This window comes from bacterium (assembly GCA_030647555.1).
Classification (GTDB): domain Bacteria; phylum Patescibacteriota; class Andersenbacteria; order UBA10190; family CAIZMI01; genus CAIZMI01.
In genome coordinates this window covers 1-20,543 of record JAUSJG010000001.1, presented here as the reverse complement: position 1 = coordinate 20,543, position 20,543 = coordinate 1, and the positions used below count along the sequence as shown (strand labels likewise).

General features: G+C 45.6%; 20 protein-coding genes and 4 tRNA genes. 14 read left to right on the top strand and 10 right to left on the bottom strand.

The window, feature by feature from the left end; all coding sequences use genetic code 11:
* Window positions 1-37: 37 nt before the first annotated feature.
* Complete coding sequence (locus tag Q7S57_00120) at window positions 38-439, bottom strand: hypothetical protein (GenBank protein MDO8511658.1); 402 nt, start codon at window positions 437-439, stop codon at window positions 38-40.
* A gap of 192 nt (window positions 440-631) precedes the next feature.
* Window positions 632-1,270 carry an MBL fold metallo-hydrolase gene (locus Q7S57_00115; protein MDO8511657.1) on the bottom strand — a complete coding sequence of 213 codons (639 nt, stop codon included), beginning with the start codon at window positions 1,268-1,270 and terminating at the stop codon, window positions 632-634.
* A 357-nt stretch (window positions 1,271-1,627) separates the two neighbouring features.
* Between Q7S57_00115 and Q7S57_00110 the strand changes: the two genes are divergently transcribed.
* Window positions 1,628-1,903 (top strand): hypothetical protein, encoded by a 276-nt coding sequence (locus Q7S57_00110; GenBank protein ID MDO8511656.1) that lies wholly within the window; start codon window positions 1,628-1,630, stop codon window positions 1,901-1,903.
* A gap of 123 nt (window positions 1,904-2,026) precedes the next feature.
* On the opposite strand, the gene Q7S57_00105 is transcribed toward Q7S57_00110, so the two are convergent.
* Genes Q7S57_00105 through Q7S57_00095 form a run of 3 tightly spaced genes read right to left on the bottom strand, consistent with a single transcriptional unit; the run spans window position 2,027 to window position 3,879 of the window.
* Entirely contained in the window at window positions 2,027-2,365 is a 339-nt protein-coding gene (locus Q7S57_00105; protein MDO8511655.1) for a nucleotidyltransferase domain-containing protein, read from the bottom strand.
* A 27-nt stretch (window positions 2,366-2,392) separates the two neighbouring features.
* On the bottom strand, window positions 2,393-2,767 hold the full coding sequence (locus tag Q7S57_00100; protein MDO8511654.1) for a hypothetical protein: 375 nt from the start codon (window positions 2,765-2,767) through the stop codon (window positions 2,393-2,395).
* A gap of 41 nt (window positions 2,768-2,808) precedes the next feature.
* Entirely contained in the window at window positions 2,809-3,879 is a 1,071-nt protein-coding gene (locus tag Q7S57_00095) for a hypothetical protein (protein ID MDO8511653.1), read from the bottom strand.
* A 171-nt stretch (window positions 3,880-4,050) separates the two neighbouring features.
* On the opposite strand from Q7S57_00095, the gene Q7S57_00090 reads away from it, so the two are divergent.
* The 3 genes from Q7S57_00090 to Q7S57_00080 all read left to right on the top strand — a co-directional run bounded on the left by Q7S57_00090 (window position 4,051) and on the right by Q7S57_00080 (window position 8,752).
* Window positions 4,051-5,247, top strand: coding sequence for a S1 RNA-binding domain-containing protein (locus tag Q7S57_00090; protein ID MDO8511652.1), 1,197 nt, complete (start codon window positions 4,051-4,053; stop codon window positions 5,245-5,247).
* A 372-nt stretch (window positions 5,248-5,619) separates the two neighbouring features.
* On the top strand, window positions 5,620-7,617 hold the full coding sequence (ftsH, locus tag Q7S57_00085; GenBank protein MDO8511651.1) for an ATP-dependent zinc metalloprotease FtsH: 1,998 nt from the start codon (window positions 5,620-5,622) through the stop codon (window positions 7,615-7,617).
* Window positions 7,618-7,822: 205 nt separating this feature from the next.
* Window positions 7,823-8,752, top strand: coding sequence for a metallophosphoesterase (locus Q7S57_00080; protein MDO8511650.1), 930 nt, complete (start codon window positions 7,823-7,825; stop codon window positions 8,750-8,752).
* 442 nt (window positions 8,753-9,194) lie between these two features.
* On the opposite strand, the gene Q7S57_00075 is transcribed toward Q7S57_00080, so the two are convergent.
* On the bottom strand, window positions 9,195-10,181 hold the full coding sequence (locus tag Q7S57_00075; GenBank protein ID MDO8511649.1) for an ATP-grasp domain-containing protein: 987 nt from the start codon (window positions 10,179-10,181) through the stop codon (window positions 9,195-9,197).
* 84 nt (window positions 10,182-10,265) lie between these two features.
* On the opposite strand from Q7S57_00075, the gene Q7S57_00070 reads away from it, so the two are divergent.
* A complete protein-coding gene (locus Q7S57_00070) occupies window positions 10,266-10,814 on the top strand; it encodes a 5-formyltetrahydrofolate cyclo-ligase (GenBank protein ID MDO8511648.1) in 549 nt (182 codons plus the stop codon).
* A 92-nt stretch (window positions 10,815-10,906) separates the two neighbouring features.
* On the top strand, window positions 10,907-12,094 hold the full coding sequence (locus Q7S57_00065) for a hypothetical protein (GenBank protein MDO8511647.1): 1,188 nt from the start codon (window positions 10,907-10,909) through the stop codon (window positions 12,092-12,094).
* A gap of 31 nt (window positions 12,095-12,125) precedes the next feature.
* On the opposite strand, the gene Q7S57_00060 is transcribed toward Q7S57_00065, so the two are convergent.
* A complete protein-coding gene (locus Q7S57_00060) occupies window positions 12,126-13,022 on the bottom strand; it encodes a transglutaminase domain-containing protein (protein MDO8511646.1) in 897 nt (298 codons plus the stop codon).
* Window positions 13,023-13,334: 312 nt separating this feature from the next.
* Window positions 13,335-13,406 (bottom strand) — tRNA-Val (locus Q7S57_00055).
* A 406-nt stretch (window positions 13,407-13,812) separates the two neighbouring features.
* On the opposite strand from Q7S57_00055, the gene Q7S57_00050 reads away from it, so the two are divergent.
* Window positions 13,813-13,884: transfer RNA gene (locus tag Q7S57_00050), tRNA-Ile, on the top strand.
* A 70-nt stretch (window positions 13,885-13,954) separates the two neighbouring features.
* On the opposite strand, the gene Q7S57_00045 is transcribed toward Q7S57_00050, so the two are convergent.
* The gene (locus Q7S57_00045) at window positions 13,955-14,770 is read right to left on the bottom strand and encodes a hypothetical protein (GenBank protein MDO8511645.1); all 816 of its coding nucleotides are present in this window, start codon (window positions 14,768-14,770) and stop codon (window positions 13,955-13,957) included.
* A gap of 144 nt (window positions 14,771-14,914) precedes the next feature.
* Between Q7S57_00045 and Q7S57_00040 the strand changes: the two genes are divergently transcribed.
* The 7 genes from Q7S57_00040 to Q7S57_00010 all read left to right on the top strand — a co-directional run bounded on the left by Q7S57_00040 (window position 14,915) and on the right by Q7S57_00010 (window position 19,436).
* Window positions 14,915-15,964 carry an RluA family pseudouridine synthase gene (locus Q7S57_00040; protein ID MDO8511644.1) on the top strand — a complete coding sequence of 350 codons (1,050 nt, stop codon included), beginning with the start codon at window positions 14,915-14,917 and terminating at the stop codon, window positions 15,962-15,964.
* 43 nt (window positions 15,965-16,007) lie between these two features.
* Complete coding sequence (rplS, locus tag Q7S57_00035; protein ID MDO8511643.1) at window positions 16,008-16,520, top strand: 50S ribosomal protein L19; 513 nt, start codon at window positions 16,008-16,010, stop codon at window positions 16,518-16,520.
* A 128-nt stretch (window positions 16,521-16,648) separates the two neighbouring features.
* A tRNA-Cys gene (locus tag Q7S57_00030) sits at window positions 16,649-16,722 on the top strand.
* A gap of 56 nt (window positions 16,723-16,778) precedes the next feature.
* Window positions 16,779-17,450 (top strand): hypothetical protein, encoded by a 672-nt coding sequence (locus Q7S57_00025; protein MDO8511642.1) that lies wholly within the window; start codon window positions 16,779-16,781, stop codon window positions 17,448-17,450.
* Window positions 17,451-17,533, top strand: a tRNA-Leu gene (locus tag Q7S57_00020).
* A gap of 389 nt (window positions 17,534-17,922) precedes the next feature.
* Window positions 17,923-18,753 (top strand): orotidine-5'-phosphate decarboxylase, encoded by an 831-nt coding sequence (gene pyrF / locus Q7S57_00015; GenBank protein ID MDO8511641.1) that lies wholly within the window; start codon window positions 17,923-17,925, stop codon window positions 18,751-18,753.
* A gap of 14 nt (window positions 18,754-18,767) precedes the next feature.
* Window positions 18,768-19,436, top strand: a complete 669-nt coding sequence (locus tag Q7S57_00010) for a hypothetical protein (GenBank protein ID MDO8511640.1) — start codon at window positions 18,768-18,770, stop codon at window positions 19,434-19,436.
* Between the two features lie 187 nt (window positions 19,437-19,623).
* Here Q7S57_00010 and Q7S57_00005 read toward each other — a convergent pair whose 3' ends face one another.
* On the bottom strand, window positions 19,624-20,214 hold the full coding sequence (locus tag Q7S57_00005) for a hypothetical protein (protein ID MDO8511639.1): 591 nt from the start codon (window positions 20,212-20,214) through the stop codon (window positions 19,624-19,626).
* Window positions 20,215-20,543 lie beyond the last annotated feature (329 nt).

The window sequence follows — 20,543 nt, the reverse complement described above, 5'->3', positions numbered from 1 at the left end:
TCAAGTAATAACCGACAGATTGTCATTTTTGACCTTTTTACAGCGTCGGGAAATCGGTGGGGGTTGGGGCTTCTGTTTCAAACAACGCTTCCGCAGTTGCTGTTGGCACTGATGTTGGTGTTACTGACACAACGGGCTGGGCAAACAAAGGTGCCTCCGGCTGGGTTATGAAAACGGGCGCAACGGTCGGTTTTGGCGAAGCCACGTTGGTAAAAATGCGAATCGCCGAATCCCCCGCTACGGCCGGCGTCGCTGTTGTAAGCGGTGCGGTTTCTTCTGTTTTGGCGACGGTTGCGTCACCCGGAGTTCTCCATTGCGCGATGCGAATCGGCACCCAAACACCGATGATGGCGATGAAACTGATAGCGGTGCCAACAATCACAAATCTTTTCTTTGCAAATTCATCTCTATTTTTGATTTCAGAAAAATATTCAAACATTGTAATTAATTATCAATTTTCAATGACCAATTTTCAATTAATTTTTTAATTTTCGAATTTTCAATTATTGCGCTGAAATTGTTTGATAATTTAGTCATTGATAATTTATTGAAAATTGGTCATTGAAAATTGATAATTTTGGGATTCGCTATTATTAACTTTACTTCTGGACACACAAACAACTCAACTAACTTACGCACTAAATAGAATTACCTGTGTATCTTCCGCGCCGGGTAAATCTTTTTTCTTAAACAGCATCCGATCGATCGGTTTCACGTTAGACGCGCCCATTTCTTTCATAAACGCCGAAACAGGGTTCAACTTTGTGCCAACATTTACCCCATCTTGCGCGTAATGCATTGGAATAACAATTCTCGGTTCGATATCATTAACGAGTTTCATTACCTGCTTCAATTCCAAACCGCTTCCACCAACGGGGACCATCAAAATATCCACTTCCAAACCATCCATTTTCTCCATCACTTCCGTGGAAGGAATGGTTTCCAGATTGCCCAAATGCGCCACCCGCATTCCCTCGACGTCAAACCAAAAAACGGTAGACGTTTTTTTCGCGTCTTTCATGGGCACCTCCGCCCCTTGAATATAAATACTTTTTAATTCAAACTCGCCCGCGTGATCGATCACAAACGGTTCACCTTGAATAGCATCGATATGACCATGAATCGGGTCGCCAAATTGACTGATCGTGACAATATCCGCCTTCGCTCTTAACGGCTTACTGGACACTTTTGGACCATAAGGATCCATCACCAAAACCGCGTCTTTTGTTTCCATTTTGAACGAAGAAAGTCCGAGCCAACTAAGATGCATGGGTATCTTTGAAGATTAATTTACTTATGAAGCTTAACAAAAAATTACTGTTTATGCAACCAAACAGACATCCAAAATGACCAATTTCTCCGCCATCAGGCGGACCCGCCGATGTGGCGGGCAATACCCAATTTCCAATGAAATGCCAGAATTCTTAAATGACGAAAACACGTTACTTGCAAAGTAACATTCCAGCCCACGAACAGGAATCGGCCGAACAGGGACCGTCCCTGCAGACAGGGTCGGTCACTGATTGATCCAACGATTCAGTTGCATAAATACTGCTCATGGATTACATTTCAGTGTTCCAGTTACTCCGTTTCACCACCTCCTCCTAGTTCATTGAAAGGAAAATTTATGTCCGGAAAATGCCCTTTGTGCGACGGTGTCTTGCGCAATAAACCGATTCATTTGGGGGCTTCCGCATTCGAACCAAGTCCATTGAAAGACGCATTCGTTTGCCGAAGATGCCATGCTGTTTCCACTCCAACCGGCATACTGTTGGAGCGCGATGAAAATATTCTGTTCGTCAAAATCGCCGGCACAGCAGTAGCTATCGATACAATGGGTGCGGAAATGATTGAGGTTCCTTTTGCATGGGACACCAACACCCCAACCGCGCAGTCATTCTAGCCCCCACCAACCTGTGGGGATTTTTTGTTTTCTTTCACAAAAGAAAACTATCCCCCGACTTGCCCTTCGTAGCTCCGCCAGCTGGCGGAAGCGAAGAATGGGAGCCTTGGCGAAGGAGGATTTTTATTCGCCGACTTGAATTCCGTATTTTTTTATTTCTTGCGCAAATGTACTCCAACGATCATTAAGATCGTCCGGATGAAAAGGATGCGGTTCGATTGCAAGAGATATTTTATCGCCCAAACGCATCAAACGAACGCGTTCACTTGAGTAGTCACGACTGAACTGCGATGACACTACCGCAATATCAATATCGCTTGATTTTTGCGCCGTGCCTTTCGCTTGCGAACCAAAAACGAGGAAATTTTCAACCTTAATTCCAGCAGCACTAAGAGCACGCCGATATTGTTGCGCAACGCGCAAGGTTTCGGGATTTAATTTTATAGTTGTTGCTCGAGCCATATAAAAATAGCACAGTGGGGTAAAATCTCAAACCCGCACTTCGATGCCTAATTTTTCTTTGAGAATATTCTTTATTTGCGCCACTTCGGCTTTCATGATTACAAATTCGTCTTCCTGATCCAACATTCGCTTAAGAAACATATCAAGAGTGTTTGTTAATTTATCCAAACTCTCTTCAATCCGCCTTAACCTTTCTCTTGTTTCGGATTTTGTCTCTGCGAAATCATATTTCAGCCCAGCAACATCAACCTCTAGCATGCTTACACGTGCATCGAGTTTTTCAATTTTCGCATCCGTGCGTTGAAATTTCGCATCTATTGCTTCAATAAGCACCTCGTTGTTCTCGGCAAACTTTTTATCCAACACTTTCTCTAAATTTTCCATCGTCAGTTGTTCACTCATGTGTTTGACCATTATATTCCCCAGGATTTTCCGACGCAAGATTAAACCCCGTTTTTGGGCGAATTCAAATAACTTTCGATTTCTTCCTCCGTTTTTGGAATCACAATATTTTTTTCTTTGAGTTTATTCCTGACAATCAAATGGTATTCGCCTTTTCCAGAAGTCCGACACCCGTTGTAAACATCTTCTATTTCTTCCAAAGTAAACTCGGACAATATTTTTCTGCTCAATAAAGTCTTTTTCTGGGAATTATCGGTAACGTAAGCCAGTTCATAATCGATCGCCCGTTCAAGCAATATCCCCAACCAAATACTGCCGGCTAACCGATCATCAATTTCTTTGCCCAAAGAAACCCTTCTGACGCCTTCGGAATAATGCGAAAAAACATGAAAAGAATCAGCGAACGTTCTCGCTGTATTCTCGTGCGCTTTTTTTACATCCCGATAGAAAGTACTGTGAGCGGCGCCCATTAACATTAAAACACTTAATTGATCTTTGTCGCGAAACACCGAATTTTTCTCAATCACCTCCCTAACCGCCGGTGCAACCCGAGAAAGAATATAGTCTTCTCGTTCCTGATTGATCGAAGAAAATTCCGCAATCTGATCTCTGGTTTTCTGCAAAGTTTCTGAAAACGTTTTCTCCATCGGCAACCCTTGCCCGGCAAGATGATCATATCGCTCAATCAACGGATGCCCATGCGGAAGATCAACAAACACAATGGGCTTATGCGACCGATAAATCATCTGAAGTTGCCCTCCCAAGAAACCGTCTTGATCACCAGCAATATCCGATGGTTCCCTTTTACCCGACGAAACCTCATTAAATTGACGCAACTGTTCAGGCGTCCAATCAACTACTTCCGGAATAAACAGGTCGGCGGATGAAAATTGCTCATCCAAGCCATGAATGTCTTCCGCGCTCACATGCTCGGCAAAAAACATACTGATATTAACACTCGGTCCGCTTGTTGTTTTTTTCTCTGCCAACAGGGCGGATAATTTATCTTTAAACATCTGCCAGTAGCTTCCTTCGGCAGAACTGTCATTTTCGATTTTCTCCGGATCTTTTTCCTCCTGATTAAAAAGGTTTGGACCATTTTCAATACTCATAGATCAATTGTAACCATGGTTCCTTAATACTGACAATTTTCCGATTTTCATTTGCGCTCCATATCGACGACTTGTGAAGCAACATCTAGTAACAAAAAACCTTGACTTTTTCGCCCTCATCCCATAGGATTTCCCTAGATGTTTTATTCTTAAACAATTTAATAAATTACTATGGCTTCGATAAAAGAAGTGCCAAATTCCGAATTTGGCAAATTATTGCAAGAACGTCCTGACTCTATTCGCACAGCTCGTCGCGAAGAAGTAGTGAAGGGTAAAATTTTTGATATCGCCTCCAATACCTTATATATCGACCTCGGCCACCTAGGCGTCGGGATCGTTTTTGGTCGCGAACTGATGGACGCCCAAGAAACATTCCGTCACGCTAAAATCGGCGACCCTGTCGAAGCGGTGGTTGTAGAAGCCGAAAATGACGATGGCTATGTTGAACTTTCTCTCCGTAGCGCCTCCGAAGAACGTGCTTGGGAAGAGCTCCACGAAAAAGAAAAGTCCGGCGAAATTTTTCCTGTACAGGTTTTGGAAGCCAACAAAGGTGGGCTTATCTTGCGCGTCAGCGGTGTCACCGGTTTTTTGCCTGTTTCTCAATTAAATGCCGCCCACTATCCTCGTGTTGAAGGTGGCGATAAACAAAAGATTTTGGAAAAATTAAAGAGCTACATCGGCCAAATGTTTAACGTCCGCGTTATCACTGCCGACAGAGCCGAAGGAAAGATGATCGTTTCTGAAAAAGAAGCAATGAACACGGAGACCCAAGTTGCCCTCGAAGGTTTGAGTATCGGCGCGACGGTAGATGGCAAAATCAGTGGTGTGGTGGATTTTGGAATGTTCGTCAAATTCAATTGGAAACAAATTGAACTGGAAGGCTTAGTCCATATTTCCGAACTCGCCTGGCAACGCATCGACAATCCGAGCGAATTCGCCAAGGTTGGGATGCCAACACAGGCCCAAGTAATCGGCGTCGATGGCACCCGTATTTCCCTCTCTCTTAAGCGCCTCCGCCCTGACCCATGGTTATCTGTACAAGAAAAATACAAAGTCGGTGAAAAAGTTACCGGTGAGGTTTTGAAGGTCACACCGTTTGGCGCCTTCGTAAAACTGGATGACGATATTCACGGTTTGGCACACATCTCCGAATTGACGGAAGATGACACACTAAAACCGGAAGAAGTAATCAAACCCGGTCAGACACATGAATTCCGCATTATTAGCATTGAACCGGTGGAACATCGCCTCGGTCTTTCCTTAAAGACCGGCGAGAAGAAAGAGAAGAAGGAAAAAGCGCCGACAAAGAAGAAGGCGAAGAAAACAGAAGACAAGGAAGAAGAAAAAGCAGAAAAAGAGGCTGAGTAAACAACACAAGAACATCAAAAACCCCCGCAACCGCGGGGTTTTTGATATAAGCGTGAGTTTATTAATTTTCAATGATCAATTCCCAATTTTCAATTAATTATCCAACCTTCGCTAAAGCTTCGGTTGGCAGGCAATGGCTTAATTATCAAAACGGCGTCGTTGTTTGATATTTGGAGTTTGAACATTCATTGATGATTGGTCATTGATAATTGAAAATTTTCATCGTGCTTTTCCCTCTTGAAAATCAATTAATACAGTGCTATCATCGTGAGACATATCCCAGCAATACAACTGCCAATTTATTAATACATTATTTTCAATCACATTTCATGACTATCTTAAGCCAAACTTCACCCTTAATACTTGTCATTTTTGAACGAACAAAGTTCGTTCAAATTGGCAGTTGATATACTGGGTATGCCAAAAATTAAATTTTCCAAACCAAAGACGCCCCAATTAAACGCAAAGAATATCGGGGCCAGTTTACTAGTATTAGCCATTTTAATTACCGTTTTCTCCGTGTTTGGCGCTCCGGCAGAAAAAATTCCAACCGTTCCACTTTCGCAAGTAGCCACGGAAGTAAATGCCGGCCAAGTGAAGAAAATCAGCGTCGAACAAAATACCATTCAAGTTGAAAAAACCGACGGTAAAAAAGAAACTGCCAACAAAGAAGCGGATGCTTCCCTTACCGATTCGTTGAAAAACTTCGGTGTTAACACAGAAAAACTTCGTAGCGTTGAAATTGCCGTTAAACAACCATCGGGCGTTGGTTTCTGGACGGCCAATCTTCTGCCCGCTTTACTCCCCTTCCTATTATTGGGCGGTTTTATGTTCTTCATGATCCGTTCCGCGCAGTCCGCCAATTCTCGCGCTATTTCATTTGGTCAAATCAAAGACAAACCAGCCGGTGGTTTACCACCAAAAAAGAAGGTTACATTTAAAGATGTCGCCGGCGCGCACGAAGCCAAACAAGAATTAATGGAAGTTGTCGACTTCTTGAAAAATCCAAAAAAGTTTACCGCTATGGGCGCGCGTATTCCCAAGGGTGTCTTACTTTTTGGCGCCCCGGGAACAGGTAAAACATTGTTAGCCAAAGCGGTGGCCGGTGAAGCGGACGTGCCGTTCTTTCATATGTCCGGTTCGGAATTCGTGGAAATGTTCGTCGGTGTCGGTGCCAGTCGCGTGCGAGATTTATTCCAAAAAGCGAAAGAAAACGCCCCGGCGATTGTTTTCGTTGATGAACTTGACGCGGTCGGTCGCCACCGTGGCACAGGCATGGGTGGTGGACACGACGAACGTGAACAAACCCTCAATCAAATTTTGGTGGAAATGGACGGCTTTGCCACCGATGAAGGTGTCATTGTCATCGCCGCCACCAATCGTCCGGATGTTTTAGACCCGGCTCTGCTTCGCCCGGGACGTTTTGATCGTCACGTCACACTAGATTTACCGGATATTGATGAACGCGAAGCTATTTTGCAAGTACATTCCGAAGGCAAGCCAATGGTGAAAGAAATTTCGCTACGCCGTGTCGCGGAACGCACCCCCGGTTTTTCCGGTGCTGACTTAGCGAATCTAACCAACGAAGCAGCCATTCTTACGGTTCGTCGTGAAAAGAAAAAAATTGAAATGACGGAACTTTTAGATTCGATTGAAAAAGTAATGCTTGGCCCGGAACGCAAGAGCCATATGTTAAGCACTAAAGAAAAAGAAATTGCCGCTTATCACGAAGCCGGTCACGCCATTATCGCGCACGTCTTACCGCACGTCGATCCCGTACGAAAAATTTCCATTGTTTCCCGCGGTCGCGCCGGTGGTTACACATTAAAACTTCCGGAAACAGAACGCCGTTTGCACAGCAAACCGGAGTTCTTAGGCGAACTCGCCACCCTGCTTGGTGGCTACACCGCGGAATTAACACAATTTGGCGAGCTTACCACCGGTGCCTCGAATGACTTAAAACGTGCCACCGAATTGGCTCGTTCAATCGTCACCGAATACGGTATGAGCGATATGGGACCCGCCACATACGGTGAACACGAAGAATACGTTTTCTTGGGTCGCGATTTTAGCGCCAAACGTAATTATTCCGAAGAAACCGCCTTCCAAATCGACAAAGCAATTATTCATTTATTGGATACTGCCCGCAAAGAAGCAATGGATATTATCGCCAAACACAAAGATAAATGGCAATTAATTGCCAAGGTTTTGATCGAAAAAGAAACAATCGAACAAGACGAGTTTTGGGCATTGATGGGTGAAACGCCGAAACCGCAAACACCTGATACATCAGTCACGCCGACCACAACAACCCCCGTCATGGAAGTCCCATCCACCCACGAACCAAAAATCGTCCCAGCCGGAGCGTAAAATAATTCGATATTTAAGATTCGATGTAAGGTCGGACTGCCAAGCGGTCCGACCTTAATTGGACGCACGCCACTACCAATGCGGGTCGGACCGCTTGGCAGTCCGACCCGACGTAATTTGACACAAACCATTATCTATACTAAATTACTTAGTCAGTTCTGATTTTTTTGTTTGAAGACCCCGCCCTTTTCACAAGGAGAATACTGTGAAAACTACTCGCATCGCGGTTATTTCAGATACTCACCTGGCCCCCGAAGGCCTTGAAAGCCGATCACTTTTCCCCCATCAACTGGATAAACTTACTGTCACGCAAGCATGTAGACTGTACGACGACTTACGCAACGGAATTGCTGAAGCCAACACCGTCGTTATGAGTGCTGTTTGCCAAAATGACGAAAAATGGACTGCCCTGATACATACAGGAGACGCCACCGGTGGCTGGCAAGAACGCGGTCTCGTCGATCAATCCGTGATTGATTTGGCAAAAAAGTGCGTGAAACAACTGAATGAAACAACACACAATCTTCATTTCTGTCTTGGCGGACACGATACCGGCTACGCGCACCCGGGATCACTTCCCGGCAGTGGAATGAGCTACTCCAGCCTGATCAATTGCGTTGAAATTTTCGGCGACCTCTGGTGGTTCGAGCGGTACAACGATTTTTGTCTGCTCGGCATCTGTTCCCCGATTGCTTCCTATTCTGGAAGCGATAATGATCTCTTGCACATTCAAGAACGCCAAGAACGTGTCGTCGCCACGAAAATTGCGGAACTTTCGGAGACACCGTGGATCCTTTTCGCGCACGAACCGTTTCTACCGAATAAAATGAAGCCCTTGCTTAGTGGTGCTTCAAAAACCTGCAAAGCCTTCATCCACGGCCATCGGCACGATCCGAAATTCACCAAGTTTATTCGCGCTTTAGGAACCGTCACCCGCGACCCATTCTTGCGCGTCAGCCACACCTGCCCATCGGTCACGCCACTCTGGTGGCCGGGATGCGGGTGGATGGAAATCGCCATCGAAAAGACCAAGATGACGATCAAGAGTCACCAAGTTCCGGTTCCCGAATCCATTGCCAAGTTGCCCACCGCATCGTTCTGGCGCTGTCTGTGGTGGATGTTACGCCCACGATAACAAAAGAAAACCGATCGCCCAATCCAAGGGCGATTTTTTTATTGAATAAAAAACTGCCGGGGTAATCCCAGCAGTCGACTAGTGCGTGATCCCGGCGTTGCAAATCTGACACCTCCCAAGTTCCACCGCACAATCAAGACAAAACCTTAAGCCGTTGTGTACCGTGTTGTTACAACCAGCAACATCACATTTCTTCGGTTCCCCTTTTGGCAAATGGAATCTGCCACCGGCCGCCAAATGACAATGGCAAACTTGGTGATGTGACGCAACGGCATCTTCCAGCACTAATTGCTCTGCACAAACTGTGGTCATTTTTCGGCTCCGCAATAAAAGAAGGAACAGTTTGCCCCCTACCCATTCATCCTATTCCTTTAAGGAAAAAATTTACAATCTTTTTTTACTGGGACCGTCCCTGTAGACTGGGTCGGTCCCTGATAAAAACCTAAATTATCTTCAGAAATATCTTTTCGTAAATTTCTTCCGCCTTTTTCTTTTGCGTTTTTCCGCTCATCGCGAACCCGCTGATCCCGGGGGAAGCGTTCACCTCCAGCACCACATACTTGCCGGATTTTTCTGATAACGGTTTTTGCGAAATAATATCGATTCCGCAATAACGCAAATCCAAATCACGCGCAATATTTTGCGCAATTATTTTCCAATCACTGTACAAATTTTCCAGCACATCCAACGCCCTGCCCCCGCTCGACAAATTGGCACTGGGTAACAATTCGACCGTTCTCCCCTTCTTCAACACAATACTCCAGTCGAGTTTTTGTTGACGCAGTGTCGCCAAAATACGCGCGCTTAACACGTCCGTATAATTGTTTTGCTTTACGTTTTCTTCTTTAAATAGCTTTCTAATCGTGTTCACTCCGTCCCCGACGACACTCAATGGCAAACGCTGATACGCCGCAACCACTTTGCCATCTAACACCAGTAAGCGGTAATCAAAACCCTGCACATATTCCTGCACGACAAAAATGTCGTGCTTTGGTGTAATCAGTGTTGTAGCCTGCAAAAACTCCTTCATATTGTTACACAAGAAAACCAGCTCCCCGCCACTAGCATCGTTTGGTTTAATAATCACCGGCCAACCGATTTTTTGCGCATATTTCAAAGCCTCCTTAACCGTATCCTTACTCCCAATTTGCTTCCCCCACGCTTCCGAATAAAAGGCTTGTCCTTTGGGCACATGGTACCCCATTTTCTTTAGAAAAAAGGTTGTATTGCCTTTATCGCGCGCAACAGCCGCCGCCCCCAAATTGTTTAATGGAAAAACTGTTCCACGCACATAAACCTTCTTACCCTGTTTGTTGGTAATTTGCATCACGTAACCATATTCCGGTTCCACGACAATTTTCACGCCGTATTTTTTTGCGAAACGGATGAATATCGTTGCGATCTCAGTTTGATGCTTTTTTTCTGACATAATTTCTCGTACGCACCATTCCCGCAAATGCGGGAATCTACGCGTATATAATTTATTGGCGAAAGGAATTAGCATCATAGTATTATGTCGAATCCCAAACTTTGGCAACAATACCAAGAACTTCTATCAAAGACAGACTTTGTTGTGACCTATTCTGCTCTGGCAGACGAAATCCCCATAGAAGAAATTCCGAACTTCGAACTGATCAAAAATAAACCCAAATTCGTCGTCCCACCAACACAAAAAATGGAACCGAAAGAAATATCGAAAAAAATTGTTGCCGCGTTCGCAACCTGTACCCCGCCCTTCAGGGCGAGGCCCGCTCCTCGAAGCGAGGTTCGCCTCAAGGGGCGACTCGCCCAGATGGGCGGCCTGCAACCTGAAGCCTGTCCCCTATTATTTTTGCCCGGGCAAAAATTTGATATCACCGGCACCCGTCACGGTCGTGGTTTTGGCTGGTATGACCGATTGCTCGCAGGACTACCCAATGAGTGGATCCGCATCGGAATTGCAACTGAATCACAAATCAGCCATACACCCTTAATTCGCAATCCATGGGATCAACCGGCAGATTGGCTAATTGGTGAACAAAATCAACGCCGGTGGAAAATACATAAATTTCTCCGAAAATAGCAAAAAAGAACATTATTGACTTTATTATCAACCGGGAATACGTTTTGTCTGTTTCCCTGTTTCTTCCTGTCTATTTTCACAAGGAATTAGTGATGTTTTGCAAAATCGAAAGAAGTTATGTTCAAGGGATGATTGATGCCGCTCTTGCCGCCCGTCACGCCTTCTACGAATTGCGAGTACAAGACGCCACCAGCAAATCGACGGCGGCCGTCGAAAAAATCAAAGGCGACACCCTTAATCTTGACGGTGTCGCCGAGACCGCTGCTGTTGGCGAACTGCGCAGATTGGATCGTGATGCTACGATTCTTACCGAAGAACGCGGCACCGACAATAATCCGTTTTTGATTGATGGACCAACCACTGTCGCTGGCGCGAAAACGTTCTTTTGTTGCGATCCATTTGACCGTTCCAAACCGGCGCAGGATTTTTTGGTAAATTGCGGTTTAGCGGGACCGCGCGTCGGAAACATTGCACGTGACCCAAAGACAACGGCGCTGTGGGAAGAAAAATACAGCGGCCCCATGTCGATCACCGGACCGGTCACCGCTATCACGTGTGTGCGCCGCGGTTTACCAATCGGTTCAGTAATCGTCAATCACTTTTCGCAAGAGATCGTCGTCGCATGCCCGGCGGGTATTTTTATCAAAACCCTCCCGGAAGACCCCACGGACTACGTCGACCTGAACAATATCATTTGTAGCGGTAGACGACTTTCTTTTTGCCAACCCCACCGCGACCGCATGAAGTTTGTCGCAACTTTTATTGGAAAGCCCGAACGCGGCTATCCAGACAATTTTGCGAAATGCCGGCTTATTGAGGATGCAGAACTCAAAAACTACCTGCATTACGATAATTGCGGTGGTCCGGCCCGCGTGCTTTACCTTTCCGACCTTCAGCCTTCCGAACAGTCAGTCGGCTTGATAGTGGCGAATGGCGAAAAAATCAGCGAATGGATCCACTGGATTTCCTTTCTGCGTTGCGCCAACCACCACGAAGACGCAAGCGCGCCGGCCTTACGCCTCTTCGAGGTCACGCAACAAAACTCGAATTTCATCGATAACATGCCGATGATGCCACCGATCGATTACAGCATCTTTACCTACTTGGACCCACGACATCATACCGTCACTCATATCGATGCTGCCAAACTACAATCACTTGGCAACCCCAGTCGATACCGAGCGACATTGGTTCTTGTCCCTTTCGACAATGATTGGGCATTGACCCAGGTTGAAAAATTCGGCTTCCGTGAAATCTGTCTCTACAAAGTTCAGGGATAGCACCGCTCAGCAGCTCAACGAGCTGCTTTTTTTATAACAGCCCGCCTTTTAACAATCGAAACTCTTTATTCTCTTCCCAAAGTTTTTTGAGTTCTGAAAAATTTTCGTCCGGATTCAATATTAACTTGGCCAAATTATCGAGTTTTTTTAGTTCTTCTTCCGTGATTTTTCCAAAGCGCTCGAAACTCTCGAGAACCGTGTAGTGCAAATAGATAATTTCATTGTTCATCAAACAATGAAAATCATGCATTAACGCCCAAACAACCACAATCGCTCCACGTTCCGGTTTATTCATAAAATAATTTGGATCTTGTTTACCCTCTCTAATATCCAACCAGGCTTTCGCCGAAAAATGGAAAGTTCCATCAGGCATATCAAACGGATCAAATGTAAATCCATCTTTAATACTCATGCAACCGTCCACATCAATCGTTACCCAACGATTTTCTTTTTCATGGAAGTATTGATTGATATAATGATCGTCACTCACGTCCCCAAATTCAGTTTGTTCAAAATATGACGCAAACCCCGCGCGTACGCGCGCCGGTATTCCCTTCGCTTTTAAAATCGCCGCCATTACTAGTGATGTGTGCCGACAAGACACAACCAACTTATCCGTCACTTTTCGATCATTCACAAAACCACGCTTGTCACGGCGATACAGCTCGGCAACCATCGCCACCGCCGTCGCCAGATTATCATCTTCCCGTTGTCGCCACCAAGGCATTTCCGTCATGTCACCAAACCGCAAATCCTCGTTAGTATTGGTATTACCAAAATATATTGTAGAAGGATGAACAAGATTTTTGCGCACCAATAAACCCAATTCCTTAATATCATCGGGAAGCTTTCTTACAGCTTCTTTATACAAACCCAGGTCAGTAAATAGACTTGTTGCCAAGTAGTGGTCTAGTATTTCTTTGTTCATAAATATGTGAAATTGTTCATCATTGTCTTAGACTAACTCATTTGTATTTTAAAATCACTATTGGCAGGTATCGAACCCAACTTTGCGAAGTCGTGTTCTGGGCACGCCGTTTTGCTTGAAAGCAAAACAAGGCTTAGCCCTTCGATACCTTAAACGAGCCAAGCAGTTGGCTCGTTTCCGTGATGCTCCGAAAATTTGCGTCTCTTGTCGCAAATTCTCGGAGTTCTTCGATTCTTGTGCAAAACGACTCAACAGGATGTTGAGCCGTTTTGTGTACATTATGTAGTTTCGCAAAGCGAAACAAATCTCGAGTGCGCACGGCAGGTATCGAACCTGCGACCTTCACAATGTCAATGTGACGCTCTACCACTGAGCTACGCGCGCCCGCCTCCGCTTTGATATTTTATCAAAGCTACGGTGGGCAAGCACCTGGTCTATAAACCAATTACTTGTCCACCGAAGCTCTGCGCGCCGCTGAGCGAAGGTGAAAGCTACGCGCGCTTGTCTTCATATTTATATATGAAAATGATAAAAAGACAAGAGTACAAACCGTGCAACCACTCCCGAAGTGGCCCACAGGTCCACTTCGGGAGTGGTTCAGGTAATCAAACACTGGAAAATATCTCGATAATAATGCAAAGTATGAGACAGGCGCTTGTGTTTTACTATCTCGGGCCTGTAGCTTCCCACTCCACTCAATCTCTTGATTGAGCTTCGCGGGACAAGCAGTGGTAAATATCTCCATTGCCTGCCCAGCGAAGCTCTGGCTAGCAAGACAGAGCGAAGTTGGGGGCCTGTAGCTCAACGGCTAGAGCACGTGACTTATAATCACGCAACGATGGTTCGACTCCATCCAGGCCCACTGATTGAAGAACAAAAAAACGGTTGCTGCTCGCAACCGCTCTGTATCTTTTTATTTCCACCCCTGACGACTACACCGTAACCGTTGACCACACCTTGCGGTCTTCTGTGCTGGAGAGATACCAGCGAAGCCAATGGAAACCAAGGCCAACAGGAACGCCAACAACGCACCCAAACAAAAGTGCTATCCACAATTCTTCGCAGAAACAACAACCGGCCAATGTGCCCGCGAATGCCCCAACAGCGACTGCCAGTCTCGGAGTGAAAAACATGAACATGGCAATGGTAAGCAGTAAGTCTATGGCCCAGAAAAAACAAAGCCAGATGAAGAGAACCAGAGAAAGCGGCAGGAAAAAAATCACCAACAACGCAAAAACGACACAGACACCCCGTTTCCAGCCTGGAAAAACATTCAACCTGTGTTTAACATGGAAAGCAATAATTCTGGACATGGTCGGCATACTCCAGGAAACAGATTCTTCTTTTCTGTCCTGGAAAACGTTGGCCCAAAACGTTACACTAAAGACTAAACCCGCCGCATACAAGAACAAAACCGTCTGCCCAGTACTACTATAAGCACCCGGTAGATGGTTCTCGATGTAAACAGCCAAGGAGTAGTGAAAGACCAGTGACAGACCAAGAGTTGTGACGATCAGCGCGACTCTGCCGATTGCCTTTCCGTGAAAACAAAAAAATTCACAGCCTGCGCGAAAAACGTCTCGAAGAAACGAAACTGCTTCACTCGGGCGAAAACAGAATGCACCAACAAGACCACCCGTTGTGGAAGCGAGATGCGGATTTATGTGGTACCGGAAAGCCAGACACAAACCCACAAGTACACCGGCGACGATGCACAACGCCATTTCCAGACACAATTTTTTGTTCACGGCGAAACTCCTTGTGAACGAAGGGTTTTGAATTGTCAAAAAACAAGTAATCATATTATAAGCAAAACAAAAGATTTGTAAAGGAGACTACAACTACCCAACCGTCCCCTATCCAAAAACCCTGTTTTCCGCTAGCATTGCTGAATGCCAAGTCTATCAACCGACATCACTGTCCCAACCGAATCTTCGGGCTCACGCCTTGATATTTTTCTTTTGAGCGTCGCTCCGAAGGGTGTTACACGCGGTTTGATTCAGAAAGCCATCAAAGAAGGTAAAATTGCCGTGAATGAGAAGAAGACGACTAAGCCAGGCAATACCATCCATTTCGGCCAAACGATTCGTGTTGACGAAGATGCGTTCGCCGTTGCTCCCCCGCCCGTCGTTGAAGCTAATGTCGAGATTCCGTTGGTTGTGATCCACGAAGAACCGGAGCTACTGGTAATCAATAAACAAGCCGGCCTCCCTGTCCACGCAGGCGTAAAAAACGAACATCCAACGCTCTGTGACGCTTTACTCGCTCGTTACCCCGACCTTAAAGAAATCGGTGAAGATCCATTGCGCCCGGGGATTGTGCATCGTTTAGACAAAGACACTTCAGGAGTGATGCTCGTCGCCCGTACGCCAAAAATGTACGAATACTTGAAAGAACAATTTCAATTACGCCATGTCCACAAAACTTATACCGCGTTAGTCCTCGGCGTGATGGGTGAACCGGACGGAAAAATCAATCAGCCGATTATGCGTTCGACCCGTAATCCGATGCGAAGAACCGTCGCACCCGAAAATGGAGGGCGCCCCGCCCATCTGGGCGAGGCTCGCCCTGCAGGGCGGCCCGCCACTACACTTTTCTTGCGCACCGAAAAGTTTTCTCATTACACATTACTGGAAGTTAAGCCGATTACCGGCCGTACCCACCAAATTCGCGTTCACCTTAGTCACATTGGCTTCCCTATTTTAGGAGACAACCTATACGGCAAACAGATGCACGATCGCAACATCACCCCAATTCGACGTCAATTCTTGCACGCTTCAAAAATTTCTTTCACCAGAGAAGACGGAACAATCAAGACTTTTTCCGCACCCCTTCCAGCCGATCTGCAACAAATCCTAGACGAACTAAGGGCCAAGAAAATGGCCCAAAGAGAACGCGACAAGCTGATCACACACAAATCATACCGGGTTTCGAAACATTGATCTTGACCAAAATTCCCCTTTCTTGTACGCTACGGCAATCACTATGCCTAATGTAATCGGTAATTACGAAGCCTCAAAAAAGCAACGCGAGCCATTTCCGGTGCGCCCGGGTCTTGAAGTACGCGTGCTTTCCAAAATCAAAGAAGGTGCCAAAGAACGCACCCAGGCTTTTGAAGGCATGATCGTCGCCACACACGGTGGTGGCAATGGAAAAACCTTCACCGTTCGTCGCGTTATCGGCGGTATCGGTATCGAACGTATTTTCTCCCTCAATTCCCCACTCATCACCGCCGTCGAAGTAATCGGTGCCACAAAAGTTCGCCGTGCCAAACTTTCCTACCTACGAAAATCAAACGTGAGACGTCGCCGTAAGGAAGATTCAAAAGTATTACAGAAAACTTTGGCCGAAAAAGACGAACAACGCAAAGCCATTGAAAGAGCCCGTCGCGAAGCCGATGAAGCTGAAAAAGAAGGCAAACGTATCGCTCGCGAAAAAGCGGAAGCCGAAAAAGCCGAAAGCGAAAAACCGGCCGAAGAGACGAAAAACGCAGAATAACGATTATTGTCCGCCAGCTGGCGGAGATGAATGATGAGCCACGCGCCATCATTTTTCATATATCATCATTCATATTCCTAACGCAGTGCTTCTCATATACACTTAATTCTGGTATTAAATAGAGACACGGTGACGTAGCCAAGCGGTTAGGCGAGGGTCTGCAAAACCCTTCACGGCAGTTCAACTCTGCCCGTCACCTCCAATAAGTTTATTTACCGGAGGAGTTGTCACTTCCCCACTTCTTGTTATAATTATCTTATGATAGACCGAACATTAGTAAAACAACGGGATTTATGGTACGTAATCGGGCTTATCGCCACCGACGGCAACTTAAGCCTCGACGGTCGTCATATAAATATCACATCAAAGGACATTCAACATTTAGAAAAAGTTAAAATTGCTCTTGGCCTATTAAGTAAAATTACTATGAAAGCAAATGGTACAAGCAAGAAAAAAATATATGGGGCATTGTCTTTTAGCGACGTTTGTTTTTTTAGATACTTATTAAGTATAGGTTTAACACCAAAAAAATCATTAACTATCTCTCAAATTAGTGTTCCAGAAGTATATTTTACACATTTCTTAAGGGGAGTAATCGATGGGGATGGAAATATACACAGATGGATTCACCCCCAAAATAATTGCGAACAGTGGGAATTACGTATATATTCAGCATCAATAAATTTTACTCAATGGTTATATGATAAAACGACTGAATTGTTTCATGTAAGTGGAAATATTATCACCAGTCTTCCTCATGGTAGAAATATGTACAACATCAAATTTGGCAAAATGGCCGCACAAGCAGTATTGCGCGGATGTTATACAAAGGATTGTCTAGCACTTGAGAGAAAATATATTCTTGCAAAAAGTTGCATTTCATCATACAAAGGGTGGAGTCGTTCGTTAACAATCGATCGAAAAACATAAGCCCGGGTGGTGGAATTGGTTTTACACGCACGACTTAAGATCGTGTGCCTCACGGCATGTGGGTTCGAGTCCCACCCCGGGTACATAGTTATTAAATAGGCTCCCCAAAGGGAGTCTATTTAATAACTATTTTGTTACGTGGGACTCGAAGGATTATTTAAAACATGAACTGCTTCATGTTTTAAATAATCCCGGCTTTTTGAGCGGAAAATTTCTTCGAGCGAAGCGAGCGAAATTTTACGTTCAAAAAGGAGTCCCACAAACAACAAGTGACTGCTTCATATTTTTTCACAGCCCAGGCTTTTTGCAACAATAATTCCTTCGAGCAAAGCGAGCGGAATTATTGTTACAAAAAGGAGTCCCACTGCACCAATTGCAAACGTAACCTTATTACTATACTATTCGTCGTGGAGGACAGTCGCGTGACTGTTTTTCCTGTTTTCTGTTCTATCACAATTTGAAAGGAAAAAGTATGAGCGAACGCAATTTTTTTGAACTGCTGGAAGCCCGCTGGGCAGAAGGCAAACATGTCTGCGTTGGATTGGACAGTGAACTTTCCAAGATTCCTACTTGCGCCGTGATAAACGGTGTCACAAACACAATCTTCAACTTCAACAGAAGAATTGTGGATGCGACCTATGATGTAGTTTGCGCCTACAAACCTAACATCGCCTTTTATGAAGAACTTGGACCTTCCGGTTTGGAAGCGTTATGGAAAACCTTCAGATACATCAACGATATCGCGCCCGGCGTTCCGGTAGTTCTGGATCACAAGTGCACCGACATCGGCAATACCAATCTCGGTTACGTAAAAAGCTCGTTCACCTACTTTGCCGCCGACGCCGTCACGGTATTTCCCTACTTCGGCAAAGAAGCACTCAAGCCGTTTCTTGCCCAGAAAAACAAGGGAATTATCGTTTTGTGTCGCACTTCCAACCCGGGCGGCGGGGAATTTCAAGACCTACTTGTCGATGGCATACCATTTTACCAAGTGGTTGCTCGGCATGTTGCCGAAACATGGAACGAACATGGTAACTGCTGCGTCGTGGCCGGCGCAACTTTTCCGAAGGAGCTTGCGGAAATACGCAAAATCGTTGGCGATATGACCATGCTTCTGCCGGGAATCGGTGCTCAACAAGGAGATGTAAAAGCAACCGTCACTGCCGGAAAAAACAGCCGTGGCAAAGGAATGATCATCAACAACGCCCGCGGCGTTATCTTTGCCTCCGATGGTCCCGATTTTGCCGAAGCGGCACGTACCGCATTGGTGAAGTGTCACAATCTCGTCATCCAGTCACTTTAGAAAGGAAAAAACCCATGCACCCCCAGGACTACAAAAATGACCGTCATTTTCTTGCCCGAAAACTGATCCAACACAAAATGATCAAGACGAAACTCGATTCGCCGGACGGTAATGGCTTTCGCCTCAAGTTACACGACAAGAATCCCAAGGCACCGCTTTCGCCCTACTACGTCGACCTGCGGATTTTGCGATCGTTTCCTCCTCTGTATCAATACGTCGCCGAATTGATTTTGCACAAAGTGTGCTTTGAAGACGGTATCGGGTTTAATTTGGTGGCAGACGTGCCGACAGCGGGCACACCGATCGTTACCCTGATGTCAATCTCCCGACAAACACCAATGATTTCACCGCGTGCGCCAAAAGATCATGGTACCCAAGCAACAATCGATGGTGTGTACGAACCAGGAGAAACCGGTCTACTCGTCGATGATCTTGTTACCGGCGCCAATAGTCTTTTGGCCTCCACCAAGATTTTGCACGACGCCGGTTTGATTGTCACCGACACGGCGGTTCTGGTTGACCGCGAACAAGGTGGCAGAGAACAACTGACGGCCAATGGTTTACGACTGCATGCCGTTTGGACAATTACTGATCTTCTCGCTTTCTACAAAGCAGAAAACCTGATTGCCCCAGAACTGGTCGATGAAATCAACGCCTACCGCGCCAGCGTTGCCGTCGCGTGAAGTTCTTTCATCAGTCAGTCCCCCGCGCCCCAAAATGGGTCGCGGTTTTTCTTTAGGGATTTTCCTTTCGCAGGAGAATCCCTAAAGAAAATAACCACTCTTTAAAATCAGATCATCTAAAATCAGCCCCGCGAGGGACTGATTTTTTCCATATTCATCATTCACGAATCATCATTCATCATTCACGTTACTCTACAACCACCATCTTCAAGTGACGTTTTCCAAATTGCAGAGCAGCACCACGGGACACCATCCAAATATCGGCGCGAGATGAATACTTCGCATTTGTGCGATCTTCGATGGTATACACCTTATTACCGGAATAGTCGGGAAAAATAACGTGTGTACCAAATGGCAAAAAGTTGGCCGCAACGGTTCCGTCATGCACATGCGTACCCGACGCAGTTGTAAACGGATCGGCATCACATTGATCAACCGTCGAAGAATAAGCGGTAACAGTAAGATCAAAAGTGGCACCAGCTTGAACACGAAACTTGCTTTTTCCATAACGAATTGGGTTCGTATTCACAGTTTCAGGAATATTGGAAGCAACCAAAGCATTGCCACCCATTGATGAAGCCAATTTGACAGTTTCAAACAATGATTTTTCCTCCGCCTTTGCAACCGGAATTGCCACTGCAGAAGCAATTTTCTCATTTACCCACTCAGGCGTAGGCATGGATGCCGCATAAACCGGCAAGGCAATAAACAGTCTCAAAATAAGCGTAACTACGCCTATTTTCGCGACAATTCCCGTCTTTGATAATATAGATTTCATAAGTAGAGGGTATTTAAAAACAGTCCGCAGATAGCAGACTGAAGGGGTGAATACTACACGAAAATTGATGTTTTGTCAACAGTTGAATATTGCCATTTTTCTTACACAACACTATTGACTTTTTGTCCAGTATGACGACGTTTAAGGTCCGACCTTTCGCAGGTCGGACCTTAATGCGTTTCAATATTTCGACTTATCTTACCCTCGACCTATCGGCCAATGGCAGTTACGCTATGGCACGAACATTTACGTGCAAGATCGACACCAGCATGATTTTTTCCCAGGAGAAGGCACGAGAGTAATCGTCCAGCCGAAAAGCGCGAGGTTCA